General features: G+C 40.7%; 9 protein-coding genes. 5 read left to right on the forward strand and 4 right to left on the reverse strand.

Annotation, left to right across the window (positions count from 1 at the left end):
- Positions 1-8 precede the first annotated feature (8 nt).
- On the reverse strand, positions 9-4,088 hold the full coding sequence (gene cobN / locus V7K56_RS36730) for a cobaltochelatase subunit CobN (protein WP_334919086.1): 4,080 nt from the start codon (positions 4,086-4,088) through the stop codon (positions 9-11).
- 94 nt (positions 4,089-4,182) lie between these two features.
- Here cobN and V7K56_RS36735 point away from each other — a divergent pair, with 94 nt between their 5' ends.
- The gene (locus V7K56_RS36735) at positions 4,183-6,213 is read left to right on the forward strand and encodes a GAF domain-containing sensor histidine kinase (RefSeq protein ID WP_334919087.1); all 2,031 of its coding nucleotides are present in this window, start codon (positions 4,183-4,185) and stop codon (positions 6,211-6,213) included.
- Between the two features lie 72 nt (positions 6,214-6,285).
- Here the strand turns inward: V7K56_RS36735 and V7K56_RS36740 are convergent, their stop codons facing one another.
- Both V7K56_RS36740 and V7K56_RS36745 read right to left on the reverse strand, forming a co-directional pair.
- Complete coding sequence (locus tag V7K56_RS36740) at positions 6,286-7,116, reverse strand: ATP-grasp domain-containing protein (RefSeq protein WP_334919089.1); 831 nt, start codon at positions 7,114-7,116, stop codon at positions 6,286-6,288.
- A gap of 44 nt (positions 7,117-7,160) precedes the next feature.
- Positions 7,161-8,051, reverse strand: coding sequence for a hypothetical protein (locus V7K56_RS36745; protein ID WP_334919091.1), 891 nt, complete (start codon positions 8,049-8,051; stop codon positions 7,161-7,163).
- Between the two features lie 128 nt (positions 8,052-8,179).
- On the opposite strand from V7K56_RS36745, the gene V7K56_RS36750 reads away from it, so the two are divergent.
- From V7K56_RS36750 to V7K56_RS36765, 4 genes are all read left to right on the forward strand, one after another.
- Entirely contained in the window at positions 8,180-9,097 is a 918-nt protein-coding gene (locus V7K56_RS36750; protein ID WP_334919093.1) for a metallophosphoesterase family protein, read from the forward strand.
- Between the two features lie 81 nt (positions 9,098-9,178).
- Positions 9,179-10,645 carry an AAA family ATPase gene (locus V7K56_RS36755; RefSeq protein ID WP_334919095.1) on the forward strand — a complete coding sequence of 489 codons (1,467 nt, stop codon included), beginning with the start codon at positions 9,179-9,181 and terminating at the stop codon, positions 10,643-10,645.
- Positions 10,642-11,286 carry a retron system putative HNH endonuclease gene (locus tag V7K56_RS36760; protein ID WP_334919097.1) on the forward strand — a complete coding sequence of 215 codons (645 nt, stop codon included), beginning with the start codon at positions 10,642-10,644 and terminating at the stop codon, positions 11,284-11,286. Before V7K56_RS36755 ends, V7K56_RS36760 begins: the two co-directional genes overlap by 4 nt.
- A 93-nt stretch (positions 11,287-11,379) precedes the next feature.
- Complete coding sequence (locus tag V7K56_RS36765; protein ID WP_334919099.1) at positions 11,380-11,673, forward strand: antibiotic biosynthesis monooxygenase family protein; 294 nt, start codon at positions 11,380-11,382, stop codon at positions 11,671-11,673.
- 446 nt (positions 11,674-12,119) lie between these two features.
- Here V7K56_RS36765 and pcrA read toward each other — a convergent pair whose 3' ends face one another.
- Positions 12,120-14,444, reverse strand: coding sequence for a DNA helicase PcrA (gene pcrA / locus V7K56_RS36770; RefSeq protein WP_334919138.1), 2,325 nt, complete (start codon positions 14,442-14,444; stop codon positions 12,120-12,122).
- Between the last annotated feature and the right edge of the window lie 27 nt (positions 14,445-14,471).

The following is a 14,471-nucleotide window of genomic DNA, read 5'->3' on the forward strand; positions in this document are numbered from 1 at the left end:
TTTTTTTCCTACACCATTGATTTTTCTTCGATAACCGCTTCAGCTTGATGTACTAGGTTCCTCAAAGCTTCTAATGTTCCTATATTTACATCCTCCCACAAATTGCGCTTGTGTGCTTCTAATAATTTTTCAGCAATATCACGCAGTGCGTAAGGGTTCTTTTGCTGAATAAATTCTACAACAACTGGATCGAGTAAATAAGCTTCCACTATGCCTTGATACATGTAATCTTCGACACATTTAGCTGTTGCATCGTAGGCGAATAGGTAATCTACCGTCGCCGCCATTTCAAAGGCTCCTTTGTAACCGTGGCGCATAACTCCTGCAATCCACTTGGGATTAATTACGCGAGAACGATACACTCGTGCAATTTCTGCTTTCAGTTGACGAACGCGTGGTTGGGCGGGTATAGAATTATCTCCAAAATAAGTTTGAGGATTTTTTCCCTGTAGAGAACGTACCGCCGCTGTTAAGCCACCCTGAAATTGGTAATAATCATCAGAATCGAGTAGGTCGTGTTCGCGGTTGTCTTGATTGTGCAGGACAATTTGCATTTGCGCCAAGCGTTGCTCGAAGGCTTTGGTATTGGGCATGGGGCATGGGGCATTGGGGAGCCACTGCGGTCTTGGGGTCTCCCCAAGTGGAGTAAGTGGCGTCATTGGGCATTGTTTATTCTCCTTATCTCTCCCTGCTGCCCCTGCTCCCGAAGAGTAGGCGTAAGAACTCCAGTTAATGTAGGCGCGGGCTAAATCTTGGTCGTCTGTCCAGTTTTGCGATTCGATTAAACCTTGGAGTCCGGCGCCGTAAGTACCTGGACGAGAACCAAAGATGCGATAACGCGATCGCACTACGGCTGCTTCTAAAGTTAATCCTTGGCTTGTCCACAAATCAGTTTCTTGGCGAACTGCATCCGCTAGGGGATTTTGTTCTGGCGGTTCATCCAAGTCTGCCACTGCTGATACTGCTTGAGCGAATAAGTCAATTAAGTTGGGAAAAGCATCGCGGAAGAATCCCGAAATTCGCAAGGTGACATCTACCCGAGGGCGCCCCAAAATCGCTAGGGGCAAAATTTCAAAATCCACTACTCGCCGTGCTGCACCATCCCATACAGGTTGAACTCCGAGTAAAGCCAAAGCTTCAGCTATATCATCACCGCCAGTTCTCATGGTGGCTGTGCCCCACATTGATAAGCCTAGTGTTTTGGGATACTCACCATGCTCTTGAGTGTAATATTCTACGAGGGTTTCAGCGGCTTTTCTGCCGATATCCCAAGCTGTCTCTGTGGGAATGGCGCGAATATCGACAGAATAAAAGTTTTTCCCTGTTGGTAGAACTTCGGGGCGGCCGCGGGTGGGTGCGCCAGATGGAGCGCTGGGGACATATCCGCCATCGAGTCCGTGTAATAAATGGGTGATTTCTTCGGGGGTTTTTTGTAAAGCTGGAAGTAGGCGATCGCGTATCCAGGTACAGACGCGATTCATCGCGTCTGTACAAGATTCCTGATTTCTAAATTCAGAATTCTGAATTCTGAATTCTGAGTCCTGATTTATTAGTTGTTCTACTAAAAGGGCGGCGTGTTCTTCTAGGACTTCGATGATATCACCGAGGGTACGGCATTCTATGCCATTGACTATTGAGTATTCACCACTAGTCATTGACAAATCTGCTGTGAGGGGATCGAAGTCTAAACCCCAATCTTGAGCTATGGCGCGGGTAATTCCTGAAGAATGGCGATTGGGTATGCGAGCGATCGCTACTATTAAGTCTCGCAGTTGCCGTCCTTGGGGACATTGCCCAAAAATGTGCAAGCCATCGCGGATTTGGGCTTCTTTCAATTCACAAAGATAGCCACCTATGGAATTCAAAATTAAAAATTCAAAATTTAAAATTTCTTCGTTTTGAATCCCCAAATCCTGGTGTAAATTTTCTTTGATTACCAGTTCGTGGATGCGATCGCGAATTACTGGCAAACGCGAAGGATCTAAACTGTCTGCTTCATAATACTCATCAATTAAATTTTCTAACTGTTGCAAAGAACCGTAGAGTTCCGCACGAGTCATCGGCGGCGTGAGGTGATCTATAATCACCGCTTGAGCGCGACGTTTGGCTTGGGAACCTTCACCAGGGTCATTGACAATAAACGGGTACAGATGGGGAAGTGCGCCGAAAGCCACTTCTGGATAACAATTATTTGATAAAGCCACACTTTTGCCGGGTAGCCATTCTAAATTTCCGTGTTTTCCCACATGAACTACAGCATCAGCACCAAAACATTCTCTGACCCAATAGTAGAAAGCTAAATAAGCATGGGTTGGTTCTAAATCTGGCGCATGATAATTCAAACTGGGGTCATTATCATAACCCCTTGCTGGCTGAATTCCCACGAAGATGTTGCCGAGTTGAATTCCGGGAACAGGGATTCGGGATTGGGCATTGGGCATTGGGCATTGGGCATGAAGAAGAGACAAGGTAGACAAGGAGGAGGGGGGAGACTTGGGAGAGATTTGTTCGATAATTCCCCTTGTCCCCTTGTCCCCCTTGTCCCTCTTGTCTCCCTTATCTCCCTTATCTCCCTTGTCCCTATGCCCCATGCCCCATGCCCCATGCCCTATTCCCCACCTTTCACTAATACCCTGCTGCACTAGTGGCGGTAATGAAGCGAAATATTCTTGAAACTCTTCCCAAGAAACACTTTGGTGTACCGGAAGCCATTCTCTACCTTCCGGATCGTTAGTTACACCATCGGTCAGCCGTTGAATCAACTCGTCTCCTTGAACAGGTGGATTTTCTACTTCATACCCAGCCAGATGTAAAGCTTGCAGGATTTCTACACAACTAGCTGGGGTGTCGAGTCCCACACCATTGGCGAGGCGGCCATTGCGGTTGGGGTAGTTTGCCAGTATTAGGGCAATTCGCCTTTCTTGGGGTGGTTTAGAACGTAGACGCGCCCAATTTGCTGCTAGTTTAGCAACGAACTCGATGCGATCGCTCACTGGTTCATAAATTACCACATCTGTCTCTAGATGGGGATTACGAGTTTGCACTGCTTTAAAAGACACAGCACGAGTAATAATCCGCCCATCTACTTCTGGTAGCGCCACATTCATCCCAATATCGCGGGGAGAAAGCCCTTGAAACTGTGACTCCCACTGCTCAATTGACCCGCCACTGAGGATTACCTGCAACACAGGCACATCTAATTTTTGCCACAGATCGATTTGGGGTGTTTCGCTTTCCAAGCGTGCTAGAGAAAAACTGGTGGTATTTAGCAGCACAGCGATTGATTCAGCTTCTTTAGGTTGGAAAAATTCACTCAACTCAACTTGAACATCTGGTTCACGCAATGAAGAAACAAATACTGGCACTGGTTGTAAATTTTTCTGTACCAAAGCTTCGCATAAAACATCAATTACTTTAGTATTTCCAGCTAAATAATGAGCGCGGTAGAAAAGGATGCCGATTTTGGGCATGGGGCATGGGGCATGGGGCATTGGGCGTCCCCCTTGTCCCCTTGTCTCCTTGTCCCCTTGTCCCCTCATTCTCCACTCATACAATCCCACACGCCCAATTGGCCGCGGTGGCGGGGGATTATATGCAGTTAATAAGCAACTATCGGAGATAAATTGCAGAGCATTAACGAAATTTTCTACGCCGCCTTCGCTAAAATACTGCCATACCTGGTTAACAATACCCAAAGGCACGGTAGACTGGGAAATTAAATCGGGATCAAAAGCGTCATCGCCTGGCATTACAATAAGGGTTCTACCATTACGTTGCACAATTTCTTGCACTACTTCTAAGCCATAACCCCAGTAGGAGCGTCCTCCTAACAGGCGCAAAATAATTACTTGGGCATGTTCTAAAACTTGTTCTCCGTAAGTATCTATACTTAATTGTTGCTGCAACTGCAAAAGGTTGGCGACTCTTAATGCAGGAAAGCTTACAGGTAACTTTGTAACCGCAGCTGCCAAAGTTTGAATGTCGGTATCAGCAGCCGTAATCAACACGAAAGGCGCTGGAGTTTGTTCTAGAAAAATTAAACCCTCTGACTGATTCCATCCACCCGATGTGCTACTTGTACGATGCATAATTCTGTCTTACCGTTTTAAAATTGTTGGTTAGTAGATAATCAAAACAAACTTTTTTCCCCGGATTTACCCCCTCTCACCAAAACGACTGAAAATGCTTAGTTCTCCTGATTTGAGCTTTTCTCGAACCTTGCCTATTGTTGTATTTAATCAGCTTGGGGAATTGTTAGAACAGATGGCTCAAAGGGTGGAAAGTGCCGCTCTGGTACTGACAGAAGCTGTGCTGGTGCGGATTTGCAGACCTGTGGAGTGGCAAAGGCAAAGGTTTACGCTAGTAGTTTCTGAGCAGTTTAGTGCGCTCTTGGTAGGAAACTTTGAGGAGGAGCAGGAAAGTAGGGGAGCAGGGGAGCAAGGAATTTACTCGGCATTCAATGCTCAATTGACGTTTAATTTGGAGGCGATCGCTTCTTTTATCTACCAATTGAGAGACTTGTTTAAGTGCGATTCTTATACTCACCAAAATCTCGAACGCTATCGGCAAATTATTAGACCGAATGATGCTACGCTCCAAAGTCAATTCTCGCTGTTGTTATTAGAATATCTCCTAACTCAGCCAAACCAAGAAATAATAGCAGATCCAAACCCAATTGGGCCGGCAGTTTATATCTGTCAACCAGTGGAAGATGCTTTAAAAAAACAGATTTCTCAAGAGCGGCTATTAAATCAGGTAACAACGCAGATCCGCAAAAGCTTGGATTTACCGGTCATTATGGCAACGGCAATTACACAGGTGCGTGAGTTTCTAGAATTAGACAGATTAGTAATCTATAAATTTGCAGGTTCCCAAGTTAAGGCTCAACAATACGATTCTGATACTATTCCCCTCAATGAAACGGCACTACCAACAGATATGGAACTATCTGTTAGGGAATCTGCGGAAATCTATTTTTCTATACACGATAACAACGATAAATACTCGTCTTTTATATCAGCAAACAATCAACCTCTACTAGGAGACTGCCAAAAGAATGGAGGTTATATTGTCTATGAAGCCCGTGCTACAGATGCTATTACATCGGTGTTGAATTACACGGAAAAAAATTGCTTTATCCGCACTTCTCAGTGTTGGGAAAAGTATCGTCAAGGCTTTACTTTAGCTGTGGATGATGTCGAAAAAACTTATGCTCTAGAAGAGTGTTTGTTGAATTTTTTAAGGGAATGCCAAGTTAGGGCTAAGTTGGCTGCACCGATTATGTTTGAGGATAAACTGTGGGGATTGCTGATTGCTCATCAGTGCGATCGCCCTCACCAATGGAATAATAGCGAAAAAAACTTGCTGGTTGCGATCGCAGAACAATTAGCGATCGCTATTCACCAAGCTGAGTTAATGCAAACCCTCACCCAAGAAAAACAAACTCTCGAACAACGAGTTATTGAGCGTACAATGGCTCTACGTGATGCTCTTTTAGCCGCCGAAGCTGCTGGCCGGATCAAAAGTGAATTTCTCGCTACTATCACTCATGAATTGCTCACGCCTTTAACTTATGTTATTGGGATGTCTTCGACGTTATTACGCTGGCCTTTAGGTGAATTAAGTCAACGACAACGGGATTATCTGCAAACAATCCACGATAGTGGTGAACATTTATTAGAAATGATTAATGACATCCTCGATTTATCGCAAATCGAGGCTGGTAAGATAGCTTTAAACATTTCGGAATTTTCTTTAGTGAATGTTGCCGAAAATGCTATGAAGTCACTGCGAAAAAAAGCAACAAGCGAACAAATTAATCTCATACTTGATTTGCAAATCAATCCCAGGTGCGATCGCTTTATCGGCGATGCAAAACGAGTAGAACAAATCCTCTGGAATCTATTAACTAATGCGATTAAATTCACCCCTAAAAGTGGTAGCGTTACCTTACGTCTTTGGGTGGAAGATAATACTGCTATTTTTCAAGTGGAAGATACCGGAATTGGTATTCCTAAGGAACAATTACCATTACTGTTTGAAAAATTTCAACAGATCGATACATCCTATCGCCGCCGCTACGCAGGCACTGGGCTAGGGCTGGCTTTAACTAAACAACTTATAGAACTCCATCGAGGTCGAATTGAAGTAGAATCAACTGTAAGTATTGGCTCGATTTTTACTGTATGGATACCAACTCAGGCAAAGAGGTGATGAGTTAGAAGTCATTCGACTTTAGATTTTTTCTTCAATCCAAAATCAAAAATTGTTCCCTTATCTGTTTCTTCAATTTGAGGCTAGGCTAATTAGCATTTTTTCAAAAACTTTCAACACATGATCCTCTCCATTGTCTCTAGTAAAAATGCTAAAATTTGGGTGAGAATTAATTTCAATTAACCAATATTGATGATCTTGGTCTAATACGATATCTAAACCACCATAATCAAGGTCTAATTCTTCAAAAACTGGTTGAGCAAAATTAGCAATTTCTGAAAGTATTTGTGGATCGTTAATATACTTGGCTTTTGCACCGTCCCAGTGTAGAGGACTGAGATTACCGACAAATTTCGCATCAGTTATATCTTTTTCATAAAGCAAAACTAACTCTTTATTTAAGAAAATCGCTCTATATTCAGATTTGATGTGAATAAATTCTTGGGCAAGAGCGACGTAATCATACTTGTTATTTATCTTAAAAATTTCTTTTAAAGCAGTTTCAATTTCATTTAGATTCTCACATAAAAAGACATTATGTCCGCTTGCACCAGAATTTCTTTTAATAATCACTGGTGCTTCAAAACTTTCTTTGATTTCTAAGACGATATCTTGAATAGTTGGAGATTTTAAGTAAATCTTATATTTGCTGTCACAAAAAGGGGAAAGAAAACCTACTGTCCGAGGAAGTTTAATTTTTTCCTTTAAAACATGATATGTGTATTCTTTGTCTTTGATAAGGTGTGCTACTGCTTGATTAAGTAACGGAGTGCTATAGTTACAAAAATAATGCTGTTTACTATTCAATTTTATTTTAATTAAGTTTTCAGATGGATGAAGAATTTCATAGTTGATGTTTAAGTTTTGACAAGCTTTGAGCAATAGCGAAATGTTGTCTAACATAAATACTTAAAGTTAAACGTCTAAATTAGAAATTGCTAATTATTTTAACTTGTTGTTTGCCGTTTAAAAATCACTATCTCAGTCCCAACAACTGGGTTACGAGCTATTAGCCTATTTTGGGAATCGATAATTTCTAAATGAGTAAAATCAAGTTCTTGAGAGCGTTGTAATATCTCAGCAGCTAGCTTATCCTGCTGAGATTCTTTGAGAGTGTACCAATCGTCACTAATAAGGACAGTTAGATTGCTAGTGCGGAAGTTGGCTTGAATTGACTTTATCAGACCAGAGGCAATGCGATCGCTAATTTCAGCTACCTGATTTTCAATAGCCGCAATCAAAGCTTGTTCAGGTGTCAATTCTATAATTGGTGTCGGCGTTGGTGTTGGGATTGGCGTTGGCGTAGGAATTGGTTCTGGTTCCGGCGTTGGTGGGGTAGTTTGTACTTCTGGCGACGGTGTAATTTCCTCTGGTGGCTGTGGCGGCTGTGGTTCTGGTGCGACTGACTCCGGTGGAGTAGTTACCGTTGGTGTTGGTATCGGAACCTCTTCAACCGGGGGAACAGTTGCTACTTCCGTAGGTTTACCAGTAAAGATAGTTGTAGTTGTCCAAACGAGAATTACAGCAATTCCAGTAACAATTCCCGTCAAAGCTGTATCTGATAACTTTGTTGACAAATTTGATGGTAAAAACAAGCGGATTGTCCTTAACAATCCACCCCACCACAACTGAAGCTGCTGAAAAAAACCAGGTTTTTCCTCAGTACCAGGTGGGGGTGCTGTCTCTAGTTTTTCCACCGTTACTTCTAAAACCCCAATCGTCCCTTGAAGAAGTTGGATAATTTTAGCCTTCCAAAATGGCTGAACTCTCTGGTAATGTTTTTGGGGAGGTTGAGTTATCTGCTCATCCGTCGGTTTTGACTGATTGTCTTGTGACATGGAACTTTCACCAAAAGCAGCGAATCAAAGACAAACAACATACATTATTACTGGTGCTGCCTTCTTTTGCATTAATGTATCATTTCATTGTTTCCGCTAAACTGACTATTTATTAAATTTGGTGACTTATGAAACTGAAACGCCGTCAATTTGTATTTTTAAGTAGCGTTAGCGCCATTAGTACAGGTTTTTTAAGCTGGATGTTTGCTCCTCAAAATCATCAAAGTGCTGATATTAGCGATTCAACAACAGCTATAGCCGCCAACCCAGCCAAAAAAGACTTGTTATTACGTTTTGTATCTGTAGCAGATACGGGAACTGGGGCTAAGGGACAGTATGCTGTGGCTAGAGCAATGAATGCATATCATCAGAAAAATCCTTATGATTTAGTCGTTTTAGCTGGAGACAACATTTATAATAACGGCGAAATTGAGAAAATTAATGCAGTTTTTGAGCGTCCCTATCAAGGTTTACTCAAGCAAGGTGTGAAATTTCAGGCTTGTTTAGGTAATCACGATATTCGTACTGCCAATGGCGATCCACAAGTCAAGTATGCTGGCTTTAATATGAAAGGACGTTACTATACATTTCGCCGTGGAACTGTGCAATTTTTTGCTTTAGATACTAATAGTAATGCTGATTGGAAAAACCAGCTAAGTTGGTTAGAAAAAGAATTAAGTCTGAGTAATGCTCCTTGGAAAGTAGTGTTTGGTCATCATCCGATTTATTCATCGGGTCAGTATGGGAGTAATCCAGATTTTATTAAAACTTTTACTCCTCTATTTCAAAAATACGGCGTTCAACTTTACATCAATGGTCACGAACATAGTTATGAACGTACTCGTGCTATTGATGGTACAACTTACTTAATTTGTGGTGCAGGTGCAGGGAATCGTCCTGTAGGACGTTCTGAGTGGACAGGATATTCTACTAGTGATTTAAGTTTTGCCTCTTATGAAGTGTATAAAGATAGAATAGAAATAAGTGCGATCGCTACTGATAATCGCGTTTTTGATAAAGGCATTATTCAGTTGAAATCAGCGTAATCTCATAATACTGCAAGATATTTAACAGATGTAGTGTAGGCGATACTTATCCACCAAATTACATTAAGCCTAGTTAAAAATATGAAAGTCAAGCGCTTGAAAATACAATCATTTCGTGGAATTAACGATTTAACGCTTGAGTTTGATGAAACCCAGCCAACAGTACTTATTGGTATTAATGGCGTGGGCAAATCAAGTATTCTTGATTGTCTGGCTATTATTATGTCACAGGTTACGGGAAAAATTCAGGACTCTCCTGATTCTATTCGTTCCTTCAGCAAACAAGATACAAGTAGTGGTCGTAACGAAATACGCGCTGAAGTTATTACCGTGCTAGATAATTTGCAGGAAGTGGCTTTGTCTATCAATTTATTTCAGATAGGTGACAGCAAATCATCTGTGCCGCTACAACCAGTAATTGAAGATTTTGCTATAAATTTAGTCGCAGATATTGCAAAATCTTTAAAAAATTCGGGTAGTCAAGAATTTTCGGATATTGAATATAAAGAATTGCAAGAAATATTAAATCCCATATTACCAACTATAGTGGATAAAATTTCTGAGTCTGTGGCTAATGATCTTGCTAAATTCCCTAGTATTTCTAGTTTTAAATACTCAAAACTAGGGCTACAAACTGCGATTGATTATCTACGACAACAATTAGAAAATAATTCTCAATCCAACATTCATTTAGTAGTTTACTACCCTGTTAATCGTGCTGTTATTGATATGCCTTTAGAGATTTCAGAGGTAAGTTCATTTAAGCAAGTGGATGCATATAATCAAGCACTTACGGGAGGTAAAATTGACTTCAAAATCTTTTTTGAATGGTTTAGAAATCGAGAAGATTTAGAAAATGAGAGGAGAAGAGATAATCCTGATTATAGAGACAAACAATTAGAAGCAGTAAGACAGTCCATCTCTTCTTTAATACCAGAATTTTTAAACTTGCAGGTTGAACGTTCTCCACTGCGAATGACTCTCAAAAAAAAAGGTGAGGAACTTATAGTTAATCAACTATCTGATGGTGAGAAATGCTTGCTGGCTATGGTGGGAGATTTAGCGAGACGATTAGCGATCGCTAACCCAGGTTTAACAGAACCGCTCGAAGGTGAGGGTGTTGTTTTAATTGATGAAATTGAGTTACATTTGCACCCTAAATGGCAACGAGAAATTATTCCTGCTTTGACAAGAACATTTCCCAATTGCCAATTTATCGTCACCACCCATTCGCCTCAAGTAATTAGCCAAGTCAAGCCAGAAGGAATTTACATTTTAGAAAAAACAGACGAAGGTGTTGTTGTTAAAAAACCAGAAAGTTCCTTTGGGAGAGACAGCAATCGCATTTTAGAAGACCTCATGGGTGTTCCAGAACGTCCCCAGGAAATTAAGGAAAGTCTTTTAGAGCTTTTTCGACTAATTGATGCTGGAAATATTGAAGGTGCTAGGCAATTACGTCAACAATTGGCTATTGAAATTGGAGCAGATGAGCCAGAGTTTGTTAAAGCGGATGTACTCATTCGGCGAAAGGAAATTCTCAATAGATGAAGTACATAAAAAAGGGTGCAAAACCAATTAGCTTAACTAAATGGAATAAGAAGCTTGGCGGTAAGATACTTCCTTGGATAAAATTCAAACAATCAGTGAAAAATGATGTGTTTAAGGCATTGCTTTGTGAACAAGGTTATATCTGTTGCTACTGTGGTGCTTCGATCACAAGGAATGAATGCCATATTGAACACTTGAAACCCAAAAGTATTTATACACACTTGACTTATGAATACACAAATCTCATGGTGTCATGTCAAGGTGAAGATGAAAAGCAATATCGAGTACCAGTACATTGTGGTCATAGAAAAGATAACTGGTACGACGGACATTTGATGGTTTCGCCTCTAGAAATAACCTGCGCTGATTTTTTTAAATACCCTGCTTCTGGCGAAATTCAACCAACAGATGATCCAGCTAAAAAAGCTGCTGCTGAAACAACGATTGAGAAGCTTGCACTCAATATCAGCAAGCTACAAAATATGCGTAGGCTAGCAATTGACGCTGCATTGCTTGCTACTGATGGTTTAACTGAAGCAGAAATACAGCTACTTGCTCAAGGTTATGAAGAACTGGATGCTAACGGTCAATATACTCCGTTCTGTGCTGCTATTAGCTATTTTTTCAAGAATTATTTTTAATTAAATAAAATATGTACGTAGGCGTAGCCTGTCGTAGACATCACATTCACATTATACTAAATAACATTAGCTTAATTATCACCGCAAAACTTTATGATTCTTGAGGCAGTTATACTTCATGTCAAATCTGGTCTAGAATCCGATTTTGAAGCTACTTTCAAAAAAGCTTCTAAAATTATTTCCTCAATGGATGGATATTTATCCCATGAATTGCATAAATGTATAGAAGTCAAAGGTAAATACTTATTACTTGTCAACTGGGAAACTTTAGAATCTCATACTGTAGGATTTAGAAATTCTGTTGAGTATCAAGAGTGGAAAAAACTTCTGCATCATTTTTATCAGCCATTTCCCACTGTTGAACACTTTAAAGAAATTGAAATATGAAAAACAATAAGTTACAAAAACTCATACTTTAATAAGTTCAGAAGAAGCTAGAATTAATACAACCTAAGCTCAACTTATAAATGTTGGTATTTTAGTTACAAATAACTCGTTTTTAGATAAGTAAAACTAAAGTTATATTTAAGAAATTTAATGATTAATTATAAAAAATCCAAAAATGATTAAGTAAAACAGGAGCTTTAGTTATGTTCTGGAGCTATAAATGCTTCTTCTGTAGTTGACACAGCTTGTTCTGTAGCAATGCACCATCAAAATATAGTCTATTTGGTCGTTTATATACCTCTTAAACTAATGCGCCTATATATTTATTGCACAAACTCCGTATAGATCGTCATTAGTCATTAGTCCAGAAGTGTTTCTAAAGACAAAGGACTTTTGACAAAGGACAACCTTCACTAGTTAATGTGCAATTTTCTTTGCGTAAAAGCTTACTCTACTCGTTGCAACTGCGCTACTCTGGGGTCAACAATTTTTTGTCCTAAGTTAGCAAATTTAATAGCTACAGACATCTTACTACCCGTTCCAAAAACATGAGTGATTTCACCAAGACCAAAAGTTTTATGTAATACTTGATCGCCTACTTGCCAATTCTGCTTTGTATCTTGTTTTCCATTGGGAGTAGAAGCACTTTTAGTATAACTTTGACGACTCAGGCGTTGAGTAGTTAATAATTCTTCTGGTAATTCGTCGAGAAATTGCGATCGCACAGCAGGTTCACGAGAACCATACAAACGGCGTTCACGCGCGTGTGATAAATACAACCTTTCTTGGGCGCGAGTAATCCCCACATAACACAAGCGACGTTCTTCTTCCAAAGATGCAGGATCGCTTAGGGAACGAAAGCCGGGAAATAGCCCTTGTTCTAATCCCACCAGAAACACCACAGGAAATTCTAAACCTTTGGAAGCGTGCAAAGTCATCAAAGAAACGGCTGTTTGCCCTTCTTTTAAATTATCTAAATCGGAACTGAGGGCGGCACTATTGAGAAATTCTCGCAGGGAAACCTCTTCGTTTTCTTCTTGAAATTGCAGCGCGGCGTTGTAAAGTTCCTGAACGTTTTGTATCCGATCTGTGGCTTCATCTGTGCCTTGATTCATCAAGTCTTGAACGTAACCAGAATCTTCTAATATTCCTTGCAAAACCTCAGTCACGGGAAGCGTACCGATTTGTCCTTGCCAACGGCTAATCATTGCGGCAAAGCTATTTACAGCTTTTGTCGCCCGTCCAGCTAATGTATTAACTGATGTTTCGTCGCTGAGTATTTCCCACAGGGTTGTCCCTAGTTGTTGGGAGGCGTTCACCAAAGCATCAATAGTCGTTTTGCCAACTCCCCGGCGAGGAGTATTGATAACTCGCAATAAACTGACTGTATCAGCTGGGTTAGCGATCGCTCTTAAATATGCGATGACATCTTTAATTTCTTTGCGATCGTAAAATCTCATTCCTCCCACAACTGTGTAAGGAATTTGATATTTCACCAACAATTCTTCAAAGGGACGAGATTGGGCATTCGTTCGATAAAGTATGGCAAAACTACCCCAGTCCAACTCGGGATTTTGATTTTTTAAAGTGCTAATTTGATTAATTACAAATGCCGCTTCTGCAAGTTCTTCATCGGCTTTATGATAAGTAATCTGTTCACCCGCCCCCCGTGTCGCCTTCAGGATTTTATCAATCCGTTGAGTGTTATTTTCAATTAGTTCATTAGCTGCTTGGAGAATATTTTCACAAGAACGATAGTTTTCTTCTAACTTAACCATCGTCCGGGTGTCATCATCTACCAAACCATCGCCAAAGTCTTCCTGAAATCCTAGCAAGATGGTGAAATCTGCCATCCGAAAGCTGTAAATTGATTGGTCTGCATCGCCGACAACAAAAACTGAGCGATTTTCCCATTCCCATTCGCTCTTTTTGGTTTCGCCATTAGTAACTAATAAATTAATCAGTTGATACTGAGTGCGGTTAGTATCTTGATATTCATCTACGAGTATATGACGAAACTTGCGATGCCAGTAACCCAATACTTGCTCGTTTTGTTGAAATAATCTCGTAGGTACAAGGATTAGATCGTCAAAGTCGAGAGCATTGTTTTGTGCTAATTTATCTTGATATAAATTATAAACTTGGGCAATTACCCGTCCGCGATAATTAGGTTGATCTCGCTCAAATTCTTGGGGTGATAAACCTTGGTTTTTCGCATTACTAATAGCGTAGCGGACAGAGCGGGCATCAAACTTCTTATCGTCTAAATTTAGCTCTTTATTAACGATTTCTTTGATCAGACTGATGACATCTGATTCATCAAAGATAGAGAAATTGCGATTCCAACGCCGTCCTTTTTCGTCTATATATTTTTCAATATCAAAGCGGAGAATGCGAGAAAATAGACTGTGGAAAGTGCCACACCATAAGTCTTTGATCGTATCTTTGTAAACTTGCGATCGCAGTAGCGTTTGTTGGTATTCTGTCAACAACTCTAAACGCTGACCGTGTTGTTTCATCGCCAGTTGTTCAGCAAACAGCCGTTGAATCCGGTCTTTCATTTCCCGCGCGGCTTTGTTGGTAAAAGTAACCGCCAGGATATTTTCTGGATCGACACGGTGTTTCAGAATTAGATTCGCAATGCGATAAGTCAGCGCTCGGGTTTTACCGGAACCTGCGCCAGCAACAACTAGCAACGGGCCGCAGTAATGTTCGACAGCTTGACGTTGACTGGGGTTAAGGTGACTGAGAAAGTCGATGGTTGTTGTCATGGATGTGAAAAAGCGATGTCTCCGACG

The organism is Nostoc sp., from assembly GCF_036917535.1.
GTDB lineage: Bacteria > Cyanobacteriota > Cyanobacteriia > Cyanobacteriales > Nostocaceae > Nostoc.